Source organism: Streptomyces hyaluromycini, assembly GCF_002217755.1.
GTDB classification, from domain to species: Bacteria; Actinomycetota; Actinomycetes; order Streptomycetales; family Streptomycetaceae; genus Streptomyces; species Streptomyces hyaluromycini.
This window is the reverse complement of record NZ_BCFL01000029.1, coordinates 51,684-76,586: the sequence shown is the minus strand read 5'-3', so window position 1 is coordinate 76,586 and position 24,903 is coordinate 51,684. Positions and strand designations below refer to the sequence as shown.

13 protein-coding genes are annotated in these 24,903 nt (G+C 73.2%); 5 read left to right on the top strand and 8 right to left on the bottom strand.

Features of this window, described 5'->3' with window-relative positions; translation table 11 throughout:
* Positions 1–21: 21 nt before the first annotated feature.
* The 5 genes from SSP29_RS39310 to SSP29_RS39290 form a co-directional block, all read right to left on the bottom strand.
* On the bottom strand, positions 22–7,272 hold the full coding sequence (locus tag SSP29_RS39310; protein ID WP_089105730.1) for a beta-ketoacyl synthase N-terminal-like domain-containing protein: 7,251 nt from the start codon (positions 7,270–7,272) through the stop codon (positions 22–24).
* Positions 7,273–7,358: 86 nt separating this feature from the next.
* Positions 7,359–14,243 carry a type I polyketide synthase gene (locus SSP29_RS39305; protein WP_089105729.1) on the bottom strand — a complete coding sequence of 2,295 codons (6,885 nt, stop codon included), beginning with the start codon at positions 14,241–14,243 and terminating at the stop codon, positions 7,359–7,361.
* A 93-nt stretch (positions 14,244–14,336) separates the two neighbouring features.
* A complete protein-coding gene (locus tag SSP29_RS39300; RefSeq protein ID WP_089105728.1) occupies positions 14,337–15,194 on the bottom strand; it encodes an alpha/beta fold hydrolase in 858 nt (285 codons plus the stop codon).
* On the bottom strand, positions 15,178–15,444 hold the full coding sequence (locus SSP29_RS39295; RefSeq protein WP_089105727.1) for an acyl carrier protein: 267 nt from the start codon (positions 15,442–15,444) through the stop codon (positions 15,178–15,180). The genes SSP29_RS39300 and SSP29_RS39295 overlap by 17 nt, the downstream gene beginning before the upstream one ends.
* A 380-nt stretch (positions 15,445–15,824) precedes the next feature.
* On the bottom strand, positions 15,825–16,721 hold the full coding sequence (locus SSP29_RS39290) for a helix-turn-helix transcriptional regulator (RefSeq protein ID WP_089105726.1): 897 nt from the start codon (positions 16,719–16,721) through the stop codon (positions 15,825–15,827).
* Positions 16,722–16,851: 130 nt separating this feature from the next.
* Here SSP29_RS39290 and SSP29_RS39285 point away from each other — a divergent pair, with 130 nt between their 5' ends.
* Entirely contained in the window at positions 16,852–17,643 is a 792-nt protein-coding gene (locus SSP29_RS39285) for an IclR family transcriptional regulator (protein WP_089105725.1), read from the top strand.
* Positions 17,644–17,694: 51 nt separating this feature from the next.
* Here the strand turns inward: SSP29_RS39285 and SSP29_RS39280 are convergent, their stop codons facing one another.
* On the bottom strand, positions 17,695–18,087 hold the full coding sequence (locus SSP29_RS39280; protein WP_089105724.1) for an SCO5389 family protein: 393 nt from the start codon (positions 18,085–18,087) through the stop codon (positions 17,695–17,697).
* Between the two features lie 93 nt (positions 18,088–18,180).
* Positions 18,181–19,140: an ATP-binding protein gene (locus SSP29_RS39275; protein WP_089105723.1), complete on the bottom strand. Its 960-nt coding sequence runs from the start codon at positions 19,138–19,140 to the stop codon at positions 18,181–18,183.
* 247 nt (positions 19,141–19,387) lie between these two features.
* Here SSP29_RS39275 and SSP29_RS39270 point away from each other — a divergent pair, with 247 nt between their 5' ends.
* Both SSP29_RS39270 and SSP29_RS39265 read left to right on the top strand, forming a co-directional pair.
* Positions 19,388–20,863 carry a purine-cytosine permease family protein gene (locus SSP29_RS39270; RefSeq protein WP_089105722.1) on the top strand — a complete coding sequence of 492 codons (1,476 nt, stop codon included), beginning with the start codon at positions 19,388–19,390 and terminating at the stop codon, positions 20,861–20,863.
* Complete coding sequence (locus tag SSP29_RS39265; RefSeq protein WP_089105721.1) at positions 20,860–21,405, top strand: isochorismatase family protein; 546 nt, start codon at positions 20,860–20,862, stop codon at positions 21,403–21,405. The genes SSP29_RS39270 and SSP29_RS39265 overlap by 4 nt, the downstream gene beginning before the upstream one ends.
* Positions 21,406–21,563: 158 nt before the next feature.
* Here SSP29_RS39265 and SSP29_RS39260 read toward each other — a convergent pair whose 3' ends face one another.
* A complete protein-coding gene (locus tag SSP29_RS39260; RefSeq protein ID WP_089105720.1) occupies positions 21,564–22,979 on the bottom strand; it encodes a family 2B encapsulin nanocompartment shell protein in 1,416 nt (471 codons plus the stop codon).
* Between the two features lie 347 nt (positions 22,980–23,326).
* On the opposite strand from SSP29_RS39260, the gene SSP29_RS39255 reads away from it, so the two are divergent.
* Together SSP29_RS39255 and SSP29_RS57160 are read left to right on the top strand one after the other, a co-directional pair.
* Positions 23,327–23,725, top strand: a complete 399-nt coding sequence (locus SSP29_RS39255) for an SseB family protein (protein ID WP_089105719.1) — start codon at positions 23,327–23,329, stop codon at positions 23,723–23,725.
* A gap of 50 nt (positions 23,726–23,775) precedes the next feature.
* The gene (locus SSP29_RS57160) at positions 23,776–24,888 is read left to right on the top strand and encodes a hypothetical protein (RefSeq protein ID WP_089105718.1); all 1,113 of its coding nucleotides are present in this window, start codon (positions 23,776–23,778) and stop codon (positions 24,886–24,888) included.
* Positions 24,889–24,903 lie beyond the last annotated feature (15 nt).

Genomic DNA, 24,903 nt, shown 5'->3' with positions numbered 1-24,903 from the left:
CTCGGACGTCTCCTCGAAGCATCAGGCGTGGGTGTCGTCGGGACGGACCTCGATGGCCACGTCGGTGAGTTCGTAGATGCGCAGCCCCGGCTTCCACAGGTCGGCGTCGGCGACCACGACGAGCCGGTCGCCGTCCCGGCGGACCTCCTTGACGTGCACGTCGAAGCTCAGCTCGCCGTCGTGGCGCAGGATCTGGCCGCGGTACTTCCAGCTCATGGCGATGCCGGTGCCGAGCGCGAACCGGGGGCGCTCGATGCCGTCCGCCAGGCCCCGCTCCAGCACGTACAGGCGCATGGCCTGGAGGATCGCCTCCACACCGAGCGAGCCGGGCATCACCGGGTCGCGGTGGAAGTGGCAGTCGAAGTACCACTCGTCGGGCCGGATCGCGCGGTGGCCGTGGAGATACCCCTTGCCGTGCCGGCCGCCGTCCTCGACCAGGTCGACGTGGTCCACGAGGTGGAAGTGACCGGCGGGGAGGCGGAGCTCGCCGCCGAACTGCGGGGCGTCGTCCGAGAGTTCGATGCGGCGGACGTTCTCCGGCTTCGCCTGCTCGATCCAGGGTGCCACGTACGTGCCGCTGTCCAGGCCCAGCTGGTTGGCGAGCGCGGCCTCGCTGAAGTAGCCGAAGAGGGACTCGCCGGTGTAGAACACCTCGCCGTCGGCGGAGAGTTCGTAGCGGAAGTTCTGGAGCACGGCGCCCGAGACCGCGCTGGTCATCAGGAGCGTGGAGTGGTGCCGGATCGTCTTGCCGCGCAGGTCCACGTCCTTGACGAGGGTGGCACTGCCGTCGAGGTTGCGGATGGAGTACTCGGTCTCCGGCTGCTTGAGGGTGGCCCCCAGGTAGTAGCCGAGCAGGATCGCCGCCTGCAACGACGTCTCCATGTAGACGCAGTTGGGCAGGTGCGGGTGGGAGTTCTCGCGGTAGTACCAGGCGTCGGCGGGGGAGTCGTACTCCGTGACCATCTCGGCGCCCGGCTTCAACTCACCGCGCGTACCCTTGAGTCGCATGATCCGGTCGACGAACTGGAAGTCCCCGTTGGGGATGTACGGCGCCCGGCTCTCCTTGTAGACGTCGAACTCGGGGCCCATCGCCGTCCCCAGGTCGCCCTTCGCGGCGTGCGCCAGGTGCAGTTCGTTGATCATCGCGGGCTCGCCGGAGCGGTTGCGGCGGCCGAGGAACCCGGGGACACCGCCGAGCGGCGGACGGTACGCGGTGCCGTCCTTCTCGCGGACCTGGATGCCGAAGTTCCGCATCCGGATCACCGCCTTGTCGCCGAGGTACACCAGGACGTCCGCGATCACGGAGGGCCGTGGCAGCAGCGTCAGTTCCATGACCTCGATCTCGTACCGGATCTCCCGGTGCTCCGGGGTGATCTGGCCGCGCACCTGCACCTCGGTCTCCAGGCCGATGACGGTCTGGAAGCGGGCGTCCGGCAGCACCAGGTGCATGCCCTGGTGGAGGAGGTAGGCCTGGAGGGTCTGCACCGCGCCCTCCGCGACCATCGAGCCGGCCAGCACCGGGTCGTCGGGGAAGTGGCACTCGAAGTACCAGGCGTCCGGCACCAGACGCTTGTACGCCGTGATCGCACCGAGCCCGCGCGGACCGCCCGTGCGGTCGATGCGGATCTCGTCGACCATCCGCAGGCGGGCGTCGGGCAGCCGCAGCGCCGGGTTGAGGCCGGGGTCCTGGGCGTGGTGCGGTCCGAAGACCTCGCCCGGCTTCCCCTCGGCGAGCAACTCCAGGTCGGCGGCGGTGAGATGGTTCCGGTCGGTGTCCGCCAGCGGCTTGAACCAGGTCTTCGTCAGCGCCTCCCGCCGCTGCTTCTCCTTCGCCGTGATGACCACGCCGAGCGGGGTGGCCAGTTCCGCCGCGGAGAAGAACCCGGCGCAGGCGTCCTTGAGTTCGAGGATCAGCTCGCCGTCCGCGTAGCAGAGGTAGCTGAAGAAGAAGAGGGTCGTGTCGCCCTGCCGGACGAACCGGTTGATCGAGATGTCGTAACGCAGGGTCTGGCCGGTGCGCGGCAGGTCGCCGTGGAAGACCAGCTTGCTGTCGAGCAGCCGGTAGACGCGCTCGCCCTTGTTGCGGAAGTCGATGCCCAGGTAGCTGATCAGGAGCAGGTCGCACTGGCCGGCCTCGATGGCCACGGCCGGCGGCACTCCGCCGTCCACCGCGTACCAGGCGTCCTCGGGCACGTCGTACTCGGTGCGGATGAACGACGGCTCGTACACCCCGGTCTCGGCCTGGAGCGCGGTGACGCGGGTGACGAAGTGGTACGGCGGCGCGGGCAGCCGGACGCGCTTGGCGTAGCCGTCGATCTCGGTGAACTCGGGGCCGAAGACGTCGGTGAGGCGGCCGGTGGCGAAGGCGAGGAGCTGCTGCTCGTCCCAGATGACGCCGGGGGTGCGCGGGGAGCGCGGCGAGCCGGCCGGCAGCGCGGGGGGCTCGGCGGGGGGCAGCACGGCCGTGGGCTCGACGACCACGGGCTCGACGGCCACGGGCCCGGCGACCACGGGCCCGGTGGTCGCGTGCCCGGCGGGCCGGGCCGGTGCGGGGGCCGGTGCGCCGGCGTCCAGCAGCGCTTCCGTCCGGGTGAGGGTGTGCTCCTGGAGGACGCGCTGGGTCTCCATGACCACCGAGTGCGTGGCCACCATCTGCTGCCGTATGTCACGGAGCAGGTCGGCGGCGGAGCCGCCGGGCGCGGCAGCCGGCTGCGGGGCCGTGGCCGGGCGCGGGGCCGAGGCCGGGCGTGGCCGGGGTGTCTCGGGCCGTACGGGCTCTTCCGTCTGTTCCGTCCACGGCAGGAACGCGAGGGGTTCGCCGTCGAAGGTGATGACCTCGGTGTCTTCGAGTGTCGGGTCGGCGGGCATCAGGTCGGTTACCTCCAGCGAGACGGCGGCCACGGGGGCGGGCCGCGCGTCCTCGGCGTCGACGGGGGCGGCCACCGGTGCCGGTACGGCCGTACGGACGGACGGCGCGCGTTCTTCCGCACGGGCGCCGTGGACAGAGGTGGGGGCCGGGACGGGCACGGCGGGCTTCGTACGCTCCGCGATCCCGGCCAGGATGGACGGGCCGCCGCCGACCGGCACCCGCAGCAGCGGGGCGCGCCCGGCGGTCACCGGGTCCGGGCCGAGCAGGCCCGCCATGTCGAGCGGCAGGCCGTGGGCGACCAGCCGGGCGGCGAGCTGGGCCACCGAACGGGCGGCCGGCACGCCCCGGCGGTCCACCGGCATCGCGACGTGCGCGGCGTCGCCGAGGGTGTCGTGCACCCAGCGCGTGCAGGTGGCCCCGGGGCCGGTCTCGACGAAGTAGCGGAACCCCCGGTCGTAGGCGGTGCGCACGAGCCTCGGGAAGTCGATGGTGGAGCGCAGGGTCCGGGCGATGCGTCGGGCCACCTCCGCCGAGTCGAGGTCGCCGACGGGCTCGTAGTCGTAGGCGCTGAACAGTTCGAGGCCGCCCACGGAGCCCGTCGGATGGTTGTTGAGCTCGGCCAGGCCGGCCAGCTCGCCGTCCACGACCGGGCAGTGCATCACCGAGCCGACGGGGGAGCGGGCCGACGGGCAGCCCAACTCCTCGATCAGCGCCCGGCACTGGACCGGATCGCCCGCGATGACCGCCTCGGTGGGGGTGTTGACGTGGGTGAGGAAGACCCGGTCGTGGCGGGCCAGGGCCTCGGTGACCCGGTCCGCCGACTCCAGGAGGACGAAGCTGCCCCACACGGCCTCGTCCGGGGTGTCGTCGGGCAGGTTCCACAGCTCCCGGACCGTGCGCCGGGGGCCGGTCAGCCGGCCCCGGAACAGCGGGGTGGCGCTGATCCGGTCGTCGCGGCGGGCGGATCGCCGCCAGCCGCCGGTGGCGAACAGCATGCTGGACTCGCCGAGGCTGTAGCCGAACGCGCCGTGCGCCGTGACGCCGAGCCGCTCGCGGACCAGGTCCGTGTAGAGGATGGCGAAGGTGGTGCCGGTGGCGAGCATGAACGGGATGTCCTCGCCGAGTTCGCCCTCAAGGCGCATCAGGTCCCGTCGCTCCGGGGCGGTCTGGGTCCGCGGATACAGCTGGGCGGCACGGAACATCCGGTCCGGGTCGCCCGCCTCCGACTCGAAGCCGCCGAGAAGGGAGGGGAAGATGCGGAACAGGTCGCGGCCCAGCCCGGGATAGGAGTTGAAGGCACCCGGGTACACCAGGGCCACCTTGCCGTCCGGGCCGATCGGGCGGGGTGCGAAGCAACTGCCCGCCGGAGTGGTCCACTCCTCGCCCGTGGCGTACGCGTCGCGCAGGCCGCGGGCGGCCGACTCCAGCTGCTGGAGCAGCTGTTCACGGTCCCGGCCGACCAGCACCACCCGCAGGGCGCTGCCCGGCAGCCGCTCGGCAGCGGCCCGGCCGAGATGGTACGGGTCGGCGCCCGCGTCCAGCAGCTCCGTGTGGCGCGCGACCTCGGCCAGCAGCCCGTCGATGTCCGCCGCGCCCAGCGGCAGCAGCGCCGGAGCACCGGCCCGCCGCCAGTCGACAGGGGCGACGTCGCCGCGGGTGCCCTCCGCGGACAGCACCAGATGGCCGTGGGCGCCGTCGGAGCCGATGACGTTCACGGCGGCGTACCGGCGCCGCGTGTGGTCGGTGCGCAGCCAGGGCCGGGACGCGTCCGGCACGTGCAGGGCCGACGCCGCGAACCGCTCCGCCAGCTCCGGCGCGGGCCTGCGCCAGCCCGGTACGCCGGGCAGGTAGCCGTGGTGCAGGCACAGCACCGCCCGCAACAGTCCGGCCAGCGCGGACGCGCCCACCGTGTCGCCGACCTGCGCCTTCGCGCTGCCGAGGGCCACGGTGCCCGAACCGGCGGGGTAGACCCGCGCCAGGGCGTCCACCTCGGCTGCGTCCCGCACCGCCGTACCGCCCGCGTGCGCCTCCAGGTAGCCGATGTCGCCGGGGCCGATCCCGGCGGCGGCCAGCGCCTGCCCCGCGGCCTCCGCGAGGGCGTCCGCGTCGGCCTCGGGCAGCCGGCCGTCGACGGGAGCGGAGTGCCGTACGGCGACGGAGTCGACGCGCGCATAGACCCGCTGGGCCCGCCGGGCCCCCGGGCGGGTCACCACGACCGCGCCCGCGCCCTCGCCGATCCGGACGCCGCGCTGCCCGTCGCCGAAGGTCAGGCCCGCGCCCGGGACCGGTGCCGTGCCGCGCAGCAGCAGGCTCTCGGGCGAGCCGGCCAGGTCGACCGCGCCGACCAGGACGGCCTCCACGGTCTCGTCAAGGAGCAGGAGCCGGGCGATCTGGAGGGCCTCGGCGGCGCCGGCCGCGTCGGAGGAGACGGTGAACGACGGGCCGGTCAGGTTCCACAGGGACGAGATGCGGCTGGCCATGATGTTGCCGATGTAGCTGAGCACCTCGTTGGCGACGATCGGCCGGTGGATCGCCTCCCGGGCGGCCTGCGCGAGATCGCCGGGCAGCTCCAACCCGGCCTCGGCGTAAGCCCGTTGAAGGAAGTCGCCGATGCCGTGCCGGGCCAGGTGCAGATGGGCGCTGGGCTCGATCTCCATCGCCACCACGACCGCGATCCGGCGTGCCTGCGGCGCCTTCGCGCCCGGCGGCACGGTCCGGTCGTACCCGGCGTCGCGCAGCGCCTCGTCGGCGACCTTGGACATCAGGGCGTGCTGGAGGTTGTAGTTGCGCAGGTCGGCCGGGGGGATGCGGTGGCCGGCGGGGTCCATCTCGATCCGGTCGACGAAACCGCCCTCGGGCAGGTGCGCCCGGTCGAGTCCGGCCCGTTCCAGGGTGCCGCCCGCGGTCTCCTCCAGGCCGCGCCAGCGGTGTTCGGGGAGCGGCCGGAAGGCGTCGGTGCCGTCGTGCAGGGCGCGTTCGAAGGCGGCGGCCGAGTCGAGGGTGCCGAAGTGCGCGCCGAGGCCCACGATGTCGAGGGTCGGCGGCACGGCGGGCTCCGACTCCCCTTCGTCCACGGCCTCCTGGGAGAGGACGACGTGGGCGTTCGTACCGCCGAAGCCGAACGCCGAGACAGCCGCCCGGCGCGGACCCGGACGCCCGTCCGGCCAGGAGCGGGCCTCGCGGACCAACGGGAGGGCGTCGGTGAGGGGTTGGCCGACCCCGATGGTCGGCGGCAGTTCGCCGTGGCCCATCGCCAGGATCACCTTCAGCAGGCTGCTCAGGCCGGCCACGGTCAGCAGATGGCCGAGGTTGCCCTTCACCGAGCCCAGCGGCGGCACCGTACCGCCGTGCGCGCCGAACCAGCCGACGACCGACTCTGCCTCCGTGCCGTCGCCGACCGGCGTGCCGGTGGCGTGGCACTCCAGGTAGTCGACCTCGTCGGGGCCGAACCCGGCGCGGGCGTAGGCGAGTTCGTACGACGCGAGCTGACCTGACGGGTTCGGGACCAGCAGATGGCGGCCGGCACCGTCGTTGGACAGGCCGATGCCGTCGACGACCGCGTAGATCCGGTCGCCGTCCGCCAGCGCGTCCGTGAGCCGCCGGACCGCGACCATGCCCGCGCCCTGGCCGGTGAGGATGCCGGTGGAGCGGGCGTCGAAGGGCTGGCTGATCCCGTTCTCGGGATAGGCGTGCAGGTCGGAGAAGGACAGGTGGATGAGGGTCGGGTCGGGTGCGCAGACCCCGCCCGCCAGCACCAGGTCGGCCTGCCCGGCCGCCAGGTGGTCGCAGGCCAGCTTCAGCGCGTACAGGGCCGAGGAGCAGGCCGCGTCCAGGGCGTAGCGGGGGCCGCCCAGGCCGAGGGCGGCGGCCGCGATCCGGGCGGGCGCGCCGCTCACCCGGGCGTCCGCCGGGTGCACGGCGGCCGGGTCGAGCAGCGCGGCCGGTGCCGGTGCCGGGTGCCCGGAGCGCCGTACGCCGTCCAGGACCGCCTCGTGGACCAGGGGCAGGCTGATGCGGGCCGAGGCCGGGGTGGGGAAGGAGTAGTCGCCGACCACCAGGCCGGTGCGGGCGAGGAGTTCGGGGCGGTCCGCGTGGCCGCTGTCGCGCAGGGCCTCGCGGGCGGTGTGCAGGGACCAGTGGAAGACACGGTCCAGACGGGTCAGGTCCTCGGGGCGGAGCCGGTAGCCGGTCGGGTCGAACTCGAAACCGGTCACGAAGCCGCCGCGCACACAGGTGATGGCGTGCTCCCGGTCCGCGACACGCGGGTCGGGGGCCGGGCCGAAGACGTCCGGGCCGCCCTCGGTGCGGCTGTCGACGCCGTCGCGCAGGTTCCTCCAGAACGCGTCGGGAGTCTCTGCCCCGGGGAACAGGCAGGAGATGCCGACGATCGCGTACTTGCTCATAGCGCTGTTTCCTCCAGGAGGCCGGCCCGGCGGGCGGTGACACAGGTCCGCCCGCCGGGACCGGCGGTCCACAGGTCGGCGTCGGCTCAGCGGCGGGCGAACGAGGCGGCCAGCTGCGGGGTGGACACCAGCGACACACCCGTGAGCCGGGTCAGCACCCGGCCGTCGGGAGCGCAGGCCGTCACCGTGAGGGTCGCGCCGGTGCCGCCCGCCTGGAGCGGCTCGACCACGACCAGGAACGGCTCGCCGTCGGGCAGCGCCTCGAACAGCTCGGCCCGGGCCACCCCGACCGGCAGCGTCGCCGTGTCACGGTTGACCCGCATCCACACCAGCGCGGCCTGCAGCAGCAGGTCGGCGGTGCCGGGCGCGTACCGCGCGGACCCGAACGCCCCGCCCGCGGGCCGGTGTTCGGCCAGCGCGCACTCCAGGACCAGCCGCGCCTCGGCCGACTCCAGCACCCGGCGCAGCCCGCGCAGCGACGGACCGTGGAACAGCGTGCCGTCGGCGTAGAAGACCTGCGCGTCGCTGCCGCCGCCCGGCGCCGGGAGCCCGCCGATCCGGGGAGCCGGCGCCGCACCGGCGCCGAACAGCACCCGTGCCGCGTACCGCGGCCGTACGGTCCCGTCCGCGCCGACCGAGCGGATCGCCACGTCGGCCTCGGTGCCGTCCGGCACCGGGTCGGCGGTCAGCTGGAAGCGCCCGGCGTCGGCCTCGCCGTCGAAGACGACGCCCTTGTGCACCGCGAAGTCCCGGACCTCGGCGACCTCGGCGCCGGTCAGCCGCTCGACCGAGCCGATCGCCCAGCCCAGCGCCGCCGTGGCCGGCAGCACCGGCGCGTCGCCGATCACATGGTCGGCGATCAGCGGTTCGCCGGCCAGCGCGGACAGGTCCCGCTCCAGCACGACGGGCGCCGCCGGCGCGGTGCGCCCGGGCACCGACAGGGGCGTGGTCGGACCGAGCACCACGACCGTGTCCCCGGCCCGCTCGGGCGCGAACTGCCCGGCGAACAGCCGGGTTCCGGTCTCCTCCGGGATCAGCGCGATGCCGCGCTCCTCGAAGACCGCCTTGATCTGCGGCGAGACCATCCCGCTGTCCCAGGCGCCCCAGTTGAGCGAAGTGACATGCGCCTGCGGGTGGTTGGCGCGGAAGGCGCCGGCCCAGGCGTTGAGGACCTCGTTGGCCATCGCGTAGTCGGACTGGCCCCGGTTGCCGAAGAACCCGGCGACCGACGAGAACAGCAGGACGTGGCGCAGCCGTTCGGCGGGCAGCGCGGCCACCACCGAGCGCAGCCCGCCCAGCTTGACGGCGAAGACCCGCTCGATCTCGGCGGCCTTCTTCGCGGCGATCAGCTGGTCCGCGAGCACACCCGCGCCGTGCACCAGTCCCGTGATCCGCTTCCGGTACGGCGCGAGGGCGGCGGCGGTCGCGGCCGCGTCGGTGATGTCCACGGCAAGGTACTCGGCCTCGGCGCCGGCCGCGCGGATCTCGGCCAGGGTCTGCCGGACCTCCCGCTCGCCGGCCACGGACCGGTAGAGCTGCTCGACCCGCTTGGGGGTGGGCTTCTCACCGGCCGCCTTGAGCTGCTCGACGGCCGCCGCCTTCAGCGCGCCCGCGTCGGTCAGCCCGTTCGCCCACGCGGGCTCGGTGCCGAGCGCGGTTCGGCCGAGGAGCAGCAGACCCGGCCGGTGCGCGGCCGCCAGGGCCACGGCACAGCGGGCGGTGATGCCGCGGCCGCCGCCGGTGACGACCAGGAGGTCGTCGGCGCAGAGCGGGGCGCCGGTGCGGCCGGCGGCCGGGTCCTGCTCGCCGAGTGTCAGCGCGACCCGCCGGACCCCGTCACGGCCCACCTGGACCGGGCTCGTCCCGGCGTCGGACAGCTCCTCCAGGACCAGGTCGGCCGCCGCGTCGGCGCCCAGCCCCGGAGCCAGGTCCAGCGCGCGGCAGAACAGCTCCGGCGCCTCCACGGCGAGGGTCTTCACCAGACCGCCCACGCCGCCGGCCGGAGCCGCGTCCTCGGCGACACCGGTGAGCCCGAAGGCGCCGTCCAGCCGGGTGACGGTCACGAAGGCGGCACGGTGGCCCGTCGCGGCGGCCGCGGTGAGCGGGGCGACCAGGTGCCGGGCGGTGAGCAGCGTGTGCGCGAGGCGGCGGACGCCCTCGGCCCACGGCAGCCCGTCCGCCGCCGCGAACGTGACGGCCAGGTGCAGCGGATCGGCACCCAACTCCTCCACCCTGGCGGCGAGTTCGGTTGCACCCCAGCCGGTCAGCGGCAGGTCGGCGGCCCCGGCGACGCGCTGCGGGACACCGGGCAGCCGCAGCACACGCACCAGCCAGCCACTTCCGCCGAGCCGCGCGGCGACGGCCTGGGCGATCTCACTGCCGTCGTCCACGACCAGCGCCGTCGCCCCCTGCGGGTAGGCGCCGACCAGGCGGTCCGGGAGCGGCAGGTCCAGCAGGGCGGCGTGGCCGCGGCCGATGGGCGAAGGGGCCGAGGCCGTGGTGGCGGTGGTGGTGGTCGGCTGGGTGGCCGCCGCGGGGGCGGGTTCGGCACCTGCGCCGTCTGAGAGCCCGGTCACGAAGCCCACGATGTCGCCCAACGTTCGCAGCTCGGCCAGCTGCTCGGGACCGACCGGGGTGGGACTGGGGAACTGCTCCTGCAGAACGCCCATGATCTCGACGCGTTTGATGGAGTCGATGCCGAGGTCGGCTTCGACGTCCATGGTGAGGTCGAGCATGTCGGCGGGGTAGCCGGTCTTCTGGGCCACGACACCGAGCAGGGCGGCGCGCACGTCGTCGGCGGAGACGGCCGTGGCAGGGGCGGCCTGCGCAGGGGCCGCGGCCGGGCGCTCGCCGCCGAGCTCCAGCACGAAGCCGACGATCTCGTTCAGCGTGCGGAGTTCGGCGAGTTGTTCGGGGCCGACGGGGGTGGGACTGGGGAACTGCTCCTGCAGAACGCCCATGATCTCGACGCGTTTGATGGAGTCGATGCCGAGGTCGGCTTCGACGTCCATGGTGAGGTCGAGCATGTCGGCGGGGTAGCCGGTCTTCTGCGCCACGACACCGAGCAGAGCCGCCGTCACGGCCTCGGTGCTGAACGCGGTGCCGGGCACGGACGTCTCGGCCGGCGCCGGGGCGCTCGCACCGCCGAGGCTGAGCACGAAGCCGACGATCTCGCTCAACGTGCGCAGCTCCGCCAGCTGTTCGGGGCCGACCGGGGTGGGGCTGGGGAACTGCTCCTGGAGGACGCCCATGATCTCGACGCGCTTGATGGAGTCGATGCCCAAGTCCGCCTCCACGTCCATGCCGAGTTCGAGCATTTCCGCCGGGTAACCGGTCTTCTGCGACACGACGTCGAGCAGGGCCGCGGCCACATCGTCGGCGGAGGCCCCGGCCATGGGCGCGGGGGCAACGGGGGCGGGGACGGGCGCGGCGGGGGCGGGCGCGGCGGCCGGCGGCGCGGGCGGGAGCGGTGCGGCGGACGCGGCCGGTGCCTGGGGGAGCGCCGCCGGGGCGGGAGGCGCCTGCACGGGCGCGGCGGGCGCGGCTGCCAGGGGCGGTACGGCGGCCGGGGCGGGGGCCGGCGGTGCCACGGGCGTCCCGGCCTGCCCGAACTCCATCGACGCCAGGTCCCGCAGGATCTCGTTGGCCCGCAGATGCGTACGCCCGATGGCCAGCCCGTGCTCCTTGACGGAGGCCACACCCGGGATCACGTCGTCCACGCGGCCCTGTTCGTCGGCCCGCTCCAGCAGGCCCATCATGCGCTGGGCGTTGCTGAGCTGCCCGTTGAGATAGTCGTCGTGCAGTGCCAGGTGGTCGGCGATCAGCTCGGAGAGCCGGTCGTCGGCGGGGGCGGGTACCGGGGCGGGGTGCGCTTCTTCCACGAGCTCGCTCTCCAGGACGTCTGCGGGGCGGGGCAGGGCGACGGCGGGCAGCTGTTCCGCTGCCGCCTCGGGCGCCGGCACCGGGTGCTGCACGGCCGTCTCGACGACCGACAGCGGGGCCTCCACGGCGGACACGGCGACCGGCACCGGCGCGGCAGCGACGGCCGGGGCGGAGACAGGGGCGGCGGCCGGGGTGACCGCGGCGGCAGCTGCCGCCGCGTGCGCGGCCACGGGTGCCGCGGCCGTCGGCAGCGCCACCCGGTACCCGTGCTCCAGCGCCTCGCGATACGCGGCCCGGCGTGCCTCGGGCACATGGTTGATTCCGTTCAGGGGCACGGTCATCCCCTTGACCGGCTCGACATCCGGCAGCTCCGCGACATAGTCGTCGGCGGTCGCCAACGGCAGCCCCAGCACGGCCAGTTGAGCCACGGCCCGCTTCAGGGTGAGGTCGGCGTCGCCGCCGCTGCCCGGGTCCAGCTGCACCGCGAAGTGCTCGCGCTCCCCGAGGATCCGGTCCACCAGCCGGGTCAGCACACCCTTCGGCCCGAACTCCACGAACGTACGGAAGCCCGCCGCGTACATCTCCTCGACCCGGTCGGCGAACTCGACCGGCTTGACCAGCTGGTCCACCAGGGTCCGCCGGTTGGCGTCGGCGTCCGGACCGTAGGCCGCGCCGGGCGAGTTGGCGAACACCGGACGGTCCGGCTCGCCGATCGCCGCGTCCGCGACCGCCCGCCCGAACTCCGTCACCGCGTGCGCCACGAACGGCGTGTGGAAGGCCGCCGACACCGGCAGCCGAACCGCCCGTACCCCGGCCGCCTCCGCCGCCGTCACGAAGCGCTCCACCGCCTCGGTGGCACCGCCGACCACGATCTGGTCGGCCGCGTTGCGGTTGCAGACGGTCAACTCTCCGAACTGCGCGAGCAGTTCGTCCACCCGCTCCGCGGAGGCGGTGACGGCCGCCATCGCCCCGGCGTCCGCGTCGCCCTGCGGGGCCATCGCCGCACCGCGGGCCCGGGCCAGCGTGAAGTAGGTGTCGTCGTCGATCGCGCCGGCCGCCCACAGCGCGGCCAGCTCGCCGAAGCTGTGCCCGAGGAACCCGTCTGCCGTGAAGCCGAGTCCGGTCAGGTACCGGTACTGTCCGGCCGCCAGGGCGCCGATCGCGGGCTGGGCGTACTCGGTGCGGCGCAGCTCGGTCTCCTGGGCCGCGCGGGTCACCTCGTCGAAGGCGGGCGGCGGGAACGCCACCCGGGACAGCGGGAGTTCGTGGTCGCCGAAGGCCGCGTTGGCCCGGTCGAAGGCCGTCCGCAGCGGAGGCAGCGCGAGCACCGCGGTCCGGCCGGGCTCGACGTACTGGCTGCCCTGGCCGGCGAAGAGCGCGCCGACCCTGCCGAGGTCGGCGCCGGAGCGGCGGAAGTAGATGCCTTTGGGGTGCGACCAGGCCTCGGCGTCCGGCTCGGCCCGCAGCCGCTCGGCGGCCAGGGCGCGCAGTTCGGCGAGTTCGGCCGCGGAGCGGGCGACGAGGGCGAGCCGGGGGTGGCCGTGCGGTGCGGGGCCGGTGCGGGGCTCGGCCCCGCCGTCCACCGCCCGCACCAGACCATTCATGTCAGGTTCATGCCATACATAGGTCCGGCTCACGGGGAACATCACCCGCAGGTCGTCCCCGTCGCCGTGCTCCTCCAGCACCAGGTGGAAGTTGGTGCCGCCGAAGCCGAACGAGGACATGGCCGCCCGGCGCCGCGGCCGACGCGGGTCCCGGATCCAGGGGCGGGTGCGGGTGCCGACGTAGAACGGGCTCTCGGACCAGTCGATGGCCGGGTTGGGCCGGTCCACGTTGATGGTCGGCGGCAGCAGCCTGTGGTGCAGGGCCAGCGACAGCTTGATCATGCCGGCCGCGCCGGCGGCCGCCTTGGTATGCCCGATCTGCGACTTCACACTGCCGACGGCCGCGAACTGCCGTTCCCCGGTGTACTCCGAGACCACCGCGGACAGCGCCGAGAGCTCGGTCGCCTCGCCGACCGCCGTGCCCGTGCCGTGCGCCTCGAACAGCTCGATCGAGTCCGGGGTGACGTCCGCGTCCTCGTACGCCCGGCGCAGCGCCGCCATCTGCCCCTCCTTGCGCGGGGCGTAGATGGACTTGAAGCGGCCGTCGCTGGAGGAGCCGATGCCGCGCAGGACCGCGTAGATCCGGTTGCCGTCGCGCTCGGCGTCGGCGAGGCGGCGCAGCGCCAGCATGCCGATGCCCTCGCCGATCAGGGTGCCGTCGGCGTCCGCGTCGAACGGGCGGATCCGCCCGGCCTTGGAGAACGCGGGCGTCTTGGAGAAGCACAGGTACATGAAGATGGTGTTCTCGGCGTCGCAGCCGCCCACCAGCATCATGTCCGAGCGGCGCTCCAGCAGGTCGCTGACCGCCGACTTGACCGCGCCGAGCGAGCTGGCACAGGCCGCGTCGATCGTCATGTTGGTGCCGCCGAGGTCGAGCCGGTTGGCGATCCGGCCCGCGACCACGTTGCCCAGCATGCCGGGGAAGGAGTTCTCCTCCCAGGGCGCGAAGGCCAGCTTGAACTTCTCCGCGATCTCCTCCGCGTCCCGGTCGGAGAGCCCGCAGGAGCGGACCACCTCCTTGAGCACCGGTGTCTGCAGCCGGGCGGACAGCGGCTGGGTGAGCTGGTTGGCGCCGGTCACCCCGAGGACCACCCCGGTGCGCGAGGCGTCGTACCAGTCCTGGTCGGCGCCCGCGTCCTTGAGCAGGTCACGTGCCACGACGAGGCTCAACAGCTGGAGCACGTCGGTGACTTCGAGGGTGTTGGGCGGCAGCCCGAACTCCAGCGGGTTGAACGGGACGTCGGGGATGAAGCCGCCGCGCCGGGAGTACGTCTTGTCGGGGGCGGCGGGGTCGGAGTCGTAGTGCTCCGACACGTCCCAGTGGGTCGCGGGGACGTCCTCGATGCAGTCGGCGGCGGAGACCACGTTCGCCCAGAACTCGCGCAGGTCACGCGACTTGGGGTAGAGGGCGGACAGGCCGACGACGGCGATGGGATCGCGGGCCAGCCGGCGATCGAGGTCGGACGAGCGGTGCGAAGCGTTCACGGCGAGGCTCTCTTGGTCGGACGGGGCCTGGACAGCCCGGGTCGGTACGGGGCCCTGGGGGTGACACGCGAAAGGGGGGAAAGAGAAAGGGAGTTACGCGGCGTGCAGCAGCGGTGCGAGCACGGCGAGCGCGTCGGGACGGGCGAGCATCGTGTAGTGGTCGCCCGGGCAGGGGCGCACGGTCAGCCCGCGCGCGGCGAGGGACTCCCAGCCGAGGGAGGCGTCCTCGGGGAGCAGTCCGCGCTCGGCCTTGACCAGCACCAGCGGGAGCGGGGCGGGTCCGGGCCGGTACGGCGCGGTGAGGCGGTTGTTGCGCAGCAGCCCGTCGACGTAGGTGTCGTAGAGCTTGCGCAGTCCGGGCAGCGGGGTGTCCGCGGCGAGCGCCCCGGCCGCGACGGCCGCGTCGAGCACCAGGGGGAGCCCCTCGTCGGTGCCGCGCCCGGCGAGCGCCGCCGGGTCGACGCCGACGGCACGGTCGCGCTTCGCGCCCAGGTACATGGCGAACCAGCCAAGGAGCAGGGCGGGTTCGAGCGCGTCGTCGGGCTGTTTGTACGCGTCGACGGGCGCGATGCTGTCCAGCAGGACCAGGGACCCGGGGAGCCGGCCGGCGGGCAGGGAGCGGGTCATGGCGTGGGCGAGGACCCCGCCGAAGGACCAGCCCGCCAGGGTGTACGGGCCCTGCTCCGGCTCCAGGTGCGCGGCCAGGCCGTCGGCCAGGTCCTGCACGGTGGTCGCGGCCCGGCCGCCGTTCAGCGCCGCCTGCGCGTACTCGGCGACGCCCGACAGATCGAGCACGGTCAGTCCGTCGCCCTCCGGCAGGGCGTCCGCCAGCCCCCGGTAGACCTGCGCCGCCAGCGCGCCGGGGTGCACCACGTACACCGTCCGGCCGCCGGGCCCGGCCTGCCGGAACGGGCGGACGACCGGCGGCGTCAGCTCACGCGGCGGCCGCACGCTGGGAACTCTCCTCCGCGATATAGGCGGCCAGGTCCTTGACAGTCGGGTGGTACCACAGCGTCGTGGTGCTCAGCTCGAAACCGAGCCAGTTCTCCATCTCGCCGGCGAGGATGAGCGCCTCGGTGGAGTCGAGGTCCAGTTCGTCGAAGTACACCTCGCGGGAGACCTCGTCGTCTGCCACGCCCAGGCGGTGTGCGATCTTCCCGATGAGCCAGTCCTCGGCCTCACGAGCGGTCACTGCGGCCATGATGGTCGTCCTTCCCTGAGGGTGGGTGGGGCGCGCGGGCAATGGGCGCACGTCTGCCATAGACGGCCGTAAAGCCCGCGGAATCGTCGGGCGCGTCACATTTCCCGGAACGCCTTCGGGCACTGCGAATTACTTGTCAGTAAGTCTTCGGCGCGCTCCGCTTCGGTGGGGTGCTGCGTCGCGTGGGCGGGGGTACGGTCCCGCGAGCCCGGCGAAGACTTCGGAGTGGCCGCCCGAAGCACGCAGGCCACAGTCTTGCCAGCTATCGGAATCCTGAACAACAGCTCTTCCGGAGAGTGGAAAGAAATCCGGGTTGACAGGCGTCTACCTGGTGGCGGATCAAGTGACTGGAAGGTGAAATGCCGCTTCGCGACGGCACCTTACGGTTGACTGCGGGCCTTTGCCTCACGACGGAACGCGCCCGGTGTCATATCCACCCGCCGGGTGAAGAACTTCCCGAAATTGGTCACCTCGGAGAAGCCGAGCTGTCGGGCGATGGCGCTGATCGGCAGGTCCGTGTGGACCAGGAGCCGGCGGGCCTCCAGCGCGACCCGGGCGTCGATGAGGTCCTTGGTGGAGGTGCCGGCGAAGGCGCGGCAGGCCCGGGCGAGGGCACGGGGACTGCAGTTCAGGGCGTCCGCGTAGTCCTCGACCAGCCGGGTGGAGCCGTAGGAACGGTCCAGTTCGCGGCGGAACCGCATGAACAGTTCGCCGGCCTCCCCGCTCGGGGCGCCGTCCTCGCCGTCCGGGTGACGATGGCGGCACACCTGGTCGACATGGAGCAGGACGACGGCCAGCAGATGCTTCAGCAATTCCTCGCCGAAGCCCCGGTCGGGCCGCTGGAACTCCTCCTGAAGCAGGCTCAGAACTTGTTGGAACGCCGCGAGTTCCTGCTCGGTGAGCACCCAGTGCGAGGGGCGCAGCACATCGTCGAGCAGCCCCATCCGGGGGCCCATCTGGAGCGGGAACGCCTCGGTGAACATGATGACGTCGCCGTCCGCCCCGGCTGCCGGACAGGCCTGCACCACCTGATCGGGCCGGGTCCAGAGCAGGGTGCCCGGGCCGCAGGGGAAGCGGGTGGAATCGACACCGTAGGAGCCCGACTTCTCCGTGAACAGCACGATCTGGTGGAAGGCCAGCCGGTGCGGCCGGGTGAGCAGCTCCGGGGGAGCCTTGGCGTGCAGCTCGCGCACGGTCGTCAACGCGATACCGAGGCCCGGGCGGCAGACAGGGGTGTACGCGATGACGGGGATCGGTAACGATGCGAAATCGACCATGAACGTTCCGGAATCGACCTTTCACTGGCCACTTGACGCTTCAATGATAGAGGCGGCCGCCCGATGTCAGATCACCCTTGGTGCACGCAGGAGTCAGCAAGCACCCACGACGTGAAGGGAACTGATCGGGATGACCACTCCCCACTCCGCCGTACCGGAGCGCTCGGTCGTCGACCGGACGCTCAGCATCCTCGGCGCCTTCGACAAGGACAACCGGACCCTGTCGCTGAGCGACATCAGCCGCAGGGCCGGGCTGCCCGTCGCCACCGTTCACCGCATCGTCAACAAGCTCCAGCTCTGGGGCGCTCTCGAACGGTCCGCCGACGGCGCGTACAGCATCGGACTGCGCCTGTGGGAGACGGGCTCCCTGGCGCCGCGCGCCGCGACCCTGGCCGAGCGGGCACTCCCGCACCTGGTCACCCTGCAGGCGCAGTCCTCGGCCGCCGCCATCCTCGCGATCCGGGAGGGAGCCGAGGGCGTCTGCCTCGGCTTCGTCTCCTGCGACGCGGAGTTCTCCGGCCGTTGGGGCGACACCGGCCGGCGCCTGCCGCTGCACGCCACCGCGGTCGGCCTGGTCCTGCTCGCCCACGCGAGCGAATCCGTACAGAAGGAGGTCTGCTCCGGTCCGCTGAAGGCCTACACGCCGCACACCGTCACCGACGGTGCCCTGCTGGAGCGCTCCCTGACCAAGGTGCGCCGGGAGGGACACGCCGTCATGCGCGGCACACTCACCGAGGAGCGCGACGGTTTCGGGATGGCGGTGCGCGACTCCCGCGGGGCCGTGATCGCCGCCGTGGGCGTGTTCGGTCCGGTCGAGGTCGTCCAGCCGCTCAGACTCGCCCCGCAGGTCCGGGCGGCGGCCGACGCCGTCGCCCGGAGCCTGCGGGCCGACGGCTCGCGCGCCACCGAGGTCGGTGCGTGAAGCGGTCGACCGCGGTGCCGGGCGGCCTTCGTGGGGCCGCCCGGCGGGAACTCAGCAGTCGCGGAACTCCGGCGACTGGTTGAGGATCTGCGCGCGCGTCGAGGTGAAGCGGGTGTGCGTCTCGCCGCCCCGCGCGCCGGGCGGGAACACCGCGACCCGGTGGCAGTTCTGGAAGGCGAGGGCGACCTCGAAGTGCCGTTCCAGGCTGCCCCGGATCGCGTCGGAGGACAGCGCCCGCAGCAGCTGCCCGCGCTCCCTCTCCGAGGGCGGCGGGGTCTGGTTGTCGGCGAACTCGGCCGTGCCGCCGCGTAGTTCGGCGGCCAGCCGGGCGACGAGGCCGTACGCGTACGGCAGTGACGTACGGACGGTCTCGATGAAGTCCTCCTCCCGTACCGCGCCGTTCTCGGCTTCGGCGAGCAACTGCGGGGAGACGTCGAGCGACATGTGGCGGTGTCCTGTTCTTTCAAAGGGGTTACGGAAAGGGGGTGTTCAGGAGGGTCTGTGCAGAAGGGATCCGCGCGACGGGAGACCGGCGTCTCAGGCGAAGGCGGGCAGTGCCGCCGGGCCGTGCCGGAAGTCCGGATCGACCTGCGTGGCCAGATCCTGGCCCGTCGCCGCGTCGGCCCAGGCGGCGGCGTTGCGCAGATGGAACTCCACGGCGTGCCGCTGGAAGGCGTCCCAGTCCTTGTGCCGCGCGTCCACCGCCGCCCGCAGCCGGTCCAGGGCCCGGGAGTTGTGCGGCTCCAGCCCGCCGCCGTCACGTCCCTGTTCCTGGGCGCGGACGTGCGGCGACAGCTCGCAGTGGGCCAGCAGGTCCTCGCCCACCCGCTCGCGCAGGAAGGCGAGGTCGTCCGCGCCGGTCACCTTGTTGCCGACCACGGCGACCGGGATCCCGAACTCGGCCGCGTGATCCCGGTACTGGTGGTACACGGACAGGCTCTTGCGGGTCGGTTCGACCACCAGGAAGGTCATGTCGAAGCGGGTGAACAGACCGGAGGCGAAGGCGTCGGCGCCCGCCGTCATGTCGACGACCACGTACTCGCCGGGGCCGTCCACCAGGTGGTTGAGGTACAGCTCCACCGCGCCGAGCTTGGAGTGGTAGCAGGCCACCCCGAGGTCGCTCCCGGCGAACGCCCCGGTGACCATCAGCGGCACCCCGCCGACCTCCTGGACGTGACGGGAGTGCACCTCGTCGTCGCCCAGCAGCCGCAGCAGCCGCGAGCCGTGCCCCGGCGGTGTCGTCTTGACCATGGCCTCCCGGGACGCGATCCGGGGATTGGTGCCGCGCAGGTAGTCCTTGATCTCACCGGTCCGCGCGCTCAGCGGCGGCGCCGTGAACAGCTCGTCCTCGTCCAGGCCGAGGGCGTGGGCCAGGTGCTGGTTGATGTCACCGTCGATCGCGACGACGGGCGCGCCGGACCGTGCCAGATGACGGGTGAAGAGGGCCGACAGCGTCGTCTTGCCGCTGCCGCCCTTGCCGACGAAGGCAACACGCATGGCTAACCGTCGCTCCTTTTGAAAATGGATTTCATGAGCATAGGTTGGAATGGATCATGGGCGGTGTCAAATCGGGGTGGTCCAAGCGGGTTGCGGAGCCGCGCGGTCGACGGAGCCGCAGGTCCGGCGGGGTGCGGAAGGCTGCCGTCCGGGGCCGCTGTGCCGATCCCGGCTGATCATTCGTCCTTGACCCCCGCCGACGGCCGACCTAGCCTCCAGCCAACACACCTGGACAGATGGGCCGACGATGGCGGACACACGGGAACCCGGCAGACAGCTCCAGGTCGAGACGCACGGGCTCGACGTGATCGGCGACGCCGACCGCAAGGGCACCCCGCGCACCCTGTTCTGGCCCTGGTTCGGCGCGAACGTCTCCGTCCTCGGCTTGAGTTACGGCGCCTTCGCGCTCGGCTTCGGCATCTCCTTCTGGCAGGCGCTGGCCGCCGGCGTCCTCGGCATCCTCGTCTCCTTCCTGCTCTGCGGCTTCATCGCGGTCGCCGGAAAGCGGGGCTCGGCACCGACCATGGTGCTCAGCCGGGCCGCGTACGGCGTGCGGGGCAACCGGCTGCCGTCGGTGGTCTCCTGGGTGCTCACCGTCGGCTGGGAGACCGTCCTGACCGCCCTGGCCACCATGGCCACCGCGACCGTCTTCACCCGGCTCGGCTGGGGCGGCGGCACCGAGACCGAGGTGGTCGCGCTGATCGTGGTCTGCGCGCTGACCGTGGCCGGCGGTGTGATGGGCTTCGACCTGATCATGCGGCTGCAGACCGTGATCACGGTGGTGACCGGCGTCCTCACCGTCGTCTACGTCGTCCTCGTCGCCGACCACATCCACTGGGCGACGGTGAACGCGATCCCGTCCGGCTCCGCCCAGGAGTTCATCGGCGCGCTGGTGTTCATGATGACCGGCTTCGGCCTCGGCTGGGTCAACGCGGCCGCCGACTACTCGCGTTACCTGCCGCGCGCCTCCTCCGGCCGGGGCGTGATCGGCTGGACCACCTTCGGCGGCTCCGTCGCCCCGCTCCTCCTGCTGGTCTTCGGCCTGCTGCTGGCGGGCTCCTCCGAGAGCCTGAACAAGGCGATCGCCGCCGACCCCATCGGTGCGCTGACCACCATCCTCCCCACCTGGTTCCTGGTCCCGTTCGCCGTCGTCGCCGTCCTCGGCCTGGTCGGCGGCGCGGTCCTGGACATCTACTCCTCCGGGCTGGCCCTCCTCTCCGCGGGTCTGCCCGTGCCCCGCTACCTCGCCGCCCTGGTCGACGGGGTCCTGATGATCGCCGGCTCGGTCTACATCGTCTTCTTCGCCGACGACTTCCTCGGCCAGTTCATGGGCTTCCTCACCACCCTCGGCGTGCCGATCTCCGCCTGGTGCGGGATCATGCTCGCCGACCTGGCGCTGCGCCGCCGCGACTACGACGAGGCCGACCTCTACCGCCCCGCCGGCCGCTACGGCGACGTCCCCCTCCTGCCCCTGCTCCTCACCCTGGCCGCCACCGCCCTCGGCTGGGGCCTGGTCACCAACACCGCCGCGAGCTGGCTGACCTGGCAGGGCTATCTGCTCGGACCGCTCGGCCTCGGCGGCAAGTCCGGCGCCTGGGCGTACGCCAACCTCGGCGTCCTGGCCGCCCTGGCGCTCGGCTTCCTCGGCACCCTGGCCCTGGGCCGCGGCCGGGTCCGGACCCAGGAGAGCCTGCCCGCCATCGCCTCGGCATCAACCGTATGACCACCCCACCCGGCCTCCTGGCCGTCATCGACATGCAGCACGTCTTCGCCGACTCCGCAAGCCCCTGGGCCGCCCCGCGCTACGCCGAGGCGGCCGCGGGCGTACGACGCCTGCTCCCGGCGTTCGGGAACCGCACGGTCTTCACCCGCTTCGTCGCCCCCGCACACCCCACCGGGGCCTGGCGGGCCTACTACGACCGGTGGCCCTTCGCGCTCCAGCCCCCGGAGGCCGAACTCTGGCGCCTGACCGACGAGTTCGAGCAGCAGGCCGAAGTCGTCCTGGACGCCCCCACGTTCGGCAAATGGACCCCCGAACTCGCCGCCCTGGCCACCCCGCACGGCCGCCTGGTCCTGGCCGGCGTCAGCACCGACTGCTGCGTCCTGTCCACCGCACTGCCGGCGGCCGACGCCGGCATCGAGGTCCTGGTCGTCGCGGACGCCTGCGCGGGCGCCGACGACGACTCCCACGCGAAGGCGCTGCACCTGCTGGACCTCTACCGCCCGCTGATCCGGGTGACGACGACCGCCGAACTGCTGGGCTGAGCGCGCCGAATGAAGTCAACCGCGCTGCTGCAGCGCCCCGTAAGGGGCGCTGGGGGTACCCCCGGCCGAAGGCTGGGGGAGGAACTGCGCGACCAGCCACGACGGCGCCCCAGACGACCGACGACGCGGCCCCCCCAGCGGAGCGCCTGGCGGAGCGCCTAGCCCCAGCGGGACACCTCCACGTTCTCCAGGATGCCGAGGGCGTCCGGGACCAGGACGGCGGCCGAGTAGTACGCGGTGACCAGGTAGGAGGCGACCGCCTGTTCGTTGATCCCCATGAAACGGACGGTCAGGCCCGGTTCCTTCTCGCCCGGCAGGCCCGTCTGGAGGAGGCCGATCACCCCCTGGTTCTGCTCGCCGGCCCGCAGCGCGATGATGGAGGAGGTGCGAGCCCCGGTGACCGGGATCTTCCCGCAGGGGAGCAGCGGGACGCCCCGCCAGGCCGGGAGGTGGTGGCCGCCGACCTCCACGCTCCCGAAGTACAGGCCGCGCCTGTTGCACTCCCGGCCGAACGCGGCGATCGCCCGGGGGTGGGCGAACAGGTGCGTGGTGTCGTGCCGCATGGCGAGGAGCTCGTCGAGGTCGTCGGGGGTGGGCGGGCCCGCGTGCGTGGAGATCCGCTGGCCGTGGTCGGCGTTGTGCAGCAGGCCGAAGTCCCGGTTGTTGACCAGCTCGTGCTCCTGGCGCTCCCGCAACACCTGCACGGTGAGCTTCAGTTGCTGCTCGGTCTGGTCCATCGGCCGGCTGTAGAGGTCGGCCACCCGGGTGTGGACGCGCAACACGGTCTGGGCGACGCTCAGTTCGTACTCGCGCGGCGCCGGTTCGTAGTCCACGAAGGTGTGCGGGATGTCCGGCTCGCCGGCATGGCCCGCACTGAGCGCGATCCCGGCCTCGCCGAAGGCGTTCGTCTCCCGGTGCCCGTCCAGCCCCGCCAGTTCCACGTGCGCCCGCAGGTCGGCGTGCCGGTCCGCCACCTCCCGGTACGCCGTGTGCGGCAACGCCAGCACGGTGGTGGCCGTCGCCGCGCGGGCCGTGAACTCCCAGGCGCCGTCGAGTCCGGCCAGCACCCGGCCGCCGAAGGTGTCGCCGTCCGCAAGCAGTCCGACGACCGCCTCGTCGCCGTAGGGCCCCGACCCGACCTGCTCCACCTTGCCGTGCGCGATCAGATACACATGGTCGGCCTGGCGGCCGGCCGCCACGATCACCTGCCCCGGCGCGTACTCCCGCTGCTCGAACCGCGCTGCCAGCGCCTGCAGCGCGGCGCCGTCCTCGAAGCCGCGCAGCAACGGCAGTTCGCCCAGCTCGGCGGGGATCACCGCGACCTGCGCACCGGTCTGCACGAAGGTCACCCGGCCGTCGCCGACCCGGTAGGACAGTCTGCGGTTGACGCGGTAGGTGCCGCCGGGCACGTCCACCCACGGCAGCGTCCGGGTCAGCCACCGTGAGCTGATCTCCTGCATCTGGGGTGCGGACTTGGTCGTCGTGGTGAGATTCCGTGCCGCGGCGGTACCGAGGCTCTGCTGCTCCCGCTCCTCGGCGCCCGCCTCGGGCGTCGTACCGGTCTCGACCGACATCGCATTCCTTCTCTCGCGTCGCAGGGGTGACAGGTCGGACACGGACCGTCACCTTCCGCGGCTACCCCTACCCCGGTGCCCGCGCCGCGAGTGACGCCGGGGGACGGAGCGCGAGGCACGTGCCACCGGGAACTGCCCCCGCACCACCCCTCGCTCCGCCCCCGCCACCCCCGGCCGGTGGTTTCCGGCCGGGAGCCGCCGGGATCGCGGCGCGGCATCACCGGGCAGGGCGAAAGCCCTGCCGGTCCCGGCGCATGTCCCGGCCCCGACCGGGTACGCGTGGCGTGGCCGCCCGGTGCCCTGCCGGTCCTGCGGCCCGTACCACCACCGCTACCTGGGGATCTGCCATGGAGACACCCGCACACGACTTCCCGACGCCGGCCCAGCGGGCGCTCGACACGCTGGCCGTGAACGCCGAGGACCCCACCGCCCTGGACACGCTCGCGCACAGCGACGTGCTGGTCCCGGTGCCGGACGACGCCGCGGAGGCGGCCGACCCCGCGATGATCGCCCTGCCCGTCCTGGAACGCCCCGACGGCGACCCCGTCGTCCCCGTGTTCACCTCGGAGGGGGAGCTGACCGGCCTGCTGCCGACGGTCTCCCGCTACCGCGTGGTGCCGCTCGGCGCGCTCGCCTCGCAGTGGCCCGAGGACAACCTCTCGCTCGCCATAGACGGCAGCTCGGCGCACGCGCTGACGCTCACCTCGGAGGGAGTGCGCACCCTGCTGGCCCGGCCGGCGGGCTGAACGAACGGCTCCGGTCACCGGGAGGCCGCCGCCCGGGCCAGAATGGCGCCATGGAATGGATCTCCGGGGTGGCCGGAGGACTGGTACTGATCCTGGTCCTGCGCAGCATCCTGCGCACGCTCGTGGTCCCCCGGGGCCTGTACTCCGTACTGGTGTACCGGCTGTGGTGGGGTCTGCGCCGCATGCTCTGCTTCACCGCGCACCGCGGCGGCTACCGGGCCATCGACCGCGCCCAGACCTGGCTCGCCCCGCTCATGCTGGTCGGCATGCTCGCCGCCTGGCTCGGCGGGGCGTTCCTCGGCTTCGGCCTGCTGCTCTACGCGTTCTCCCCGCTGTCCTGGAGCATCGCGTTCCGGGAGGCGGGCTCCAGCCTGTTCACCCTCGGGTTCGCCAGCGGCGCCCGGCTGCGGCTGTCCGCGCTCGACTTCGTCGCCGCCGCCACCGGCCCGGTCGTCATCGCGCTCCAGATCGCCTACCTGCCCACGCTGTACGCCGCCTACAACCGCCGTGAACTGGAGGTCACCCTCCTCCAGTCCAGGGCGGGCGAGCCCGCCTGGGGCCCGGAGATCCTCGCCCGGCAGTGGCTGGTCGACACCGAGACCGCGCTGCCCGAGCTGTACCGGTCCTGGGAGCGGCTGGCCGCCGACATGGGCGAGAGCCACGCCACCTACCCGGTGCTGCTGGCGTTCCGCTCGCCCCGCCCCTACCGCAGCTGGCTGGTCGGCCTGATCGCCGTCATGGACGCGGCGGCCCTGCAGCTCGCGCTCGCCCCGCGCACCGCCCCGCCGGAGGCCCGGCTGGTGCTGCGCGCCGGGTTCACCGCACTGCGTGACATCGCCGCCTCCGTCCGGGCGACCTTCGACACCGACCCGGCCCCGGACGCCCCCATCGAGCTGACGTACGGCGAGTTCGAGGAGGCCGTGACCATGCTGGAGAAGACCGGCTTCCGTGCCGAACGCGGCACCGACGAGGCCTGGCCGCACTTCCACGGCTGGCGGGTCAACTACGAGGCGGTCGCCTACGAGCTGTGCCGCCGCTGCGACGCCGTACCCGCGCTGTGGACCGGTGGCCGCGACTTCCCGTCGGAACCGATTCCGCCGCGCCGCCCGGTGGACCGGCGGCCTTCCGAAGGACGGCCGGAAGTTCCCCCTTCCCGCGGGTAGCGCGGCGCATCCTGA

Bases quoted from the DNA above. Each gene is read 5' to 3' on its own strand.
- SSP29_RS39310 (WP_089105730.1), bottom strand. From the start codon at position 7,272: ATGAGCAAGTACGCGATCGTCGGCATCTCCTGCCTGTTCCCCGGGGCA.
- SSP29_RS39295 (WP_089105727.1), bottom strand. From the start codon at position 15,444: ATGGCCGCAGTGACCGCTCGTGAGGCCGAGGACTGGCTCATCGGGAAG.
- SSP29_RS39290 (WP_089105726.1), bottom strand. From the start codon at position 16,721: ATGGTCGATTTCGCATCGTTACCGATCCCCGTCATCGCGTACACCCCT.
- SSP29_RS39285 (WP_089105725.1), top strand. From the start codon at position 16,852: ATGACCACTCCCCACTCCGCCGTACCGGAGCGCTCGGTCGTCGACCGG.
- SSP29_RS39280 (WP_089105724.1), bottom strand. From the start codon at position 18,087: ATGTCGCTCGACGTCTCCCCGCAGTTGCTCGCCGAAGCCGAGAACGGC.
- SSP29_RS39275 (WP_089105723.1), bottom strand. From the start codon at position 19,140: ATGCGTGTTGCCTTCGTCGGCAAGGGCGGCAGCGGCAAGACGACGCTG.
- SSP29_RS39270 (WP_089105722.1), top strand. From the start codon at position 19,388: ATGGCGGACACACGGGAACCCGGCAGACAGCTCCAGGTCGAGACGCAC.
- SSP29_RS39265 (WP_089105721.1), top strand. From the start codon at position 20,860: ATGACCACCCCACCCGGCCTCCTGGCCGTCATCGACATGCAGCACGTC.
- SSP29_RS39260 (WP_089105720.1), bottom strand. From the start codon at position 22,979: ATGTCGGTCGAGACCGGTACGACGCCCGAGGCGGGCGCCGAGGAGCGG.
- SSP29_RS39255 (WP_089105719.1), top strand. From the start codon at position 23,327: ATGGAGACACCCGCACACGACTTCCCGACGCCGGCCCAGCGGGCGCTC.
- SSP29_RS57160 (WP_089105718.1), top strand. From the start codon at position 23,776: ATGGAATGGATCTCCGGGGTGGCCGGAGGACTGGTACTGATCCTGGTC.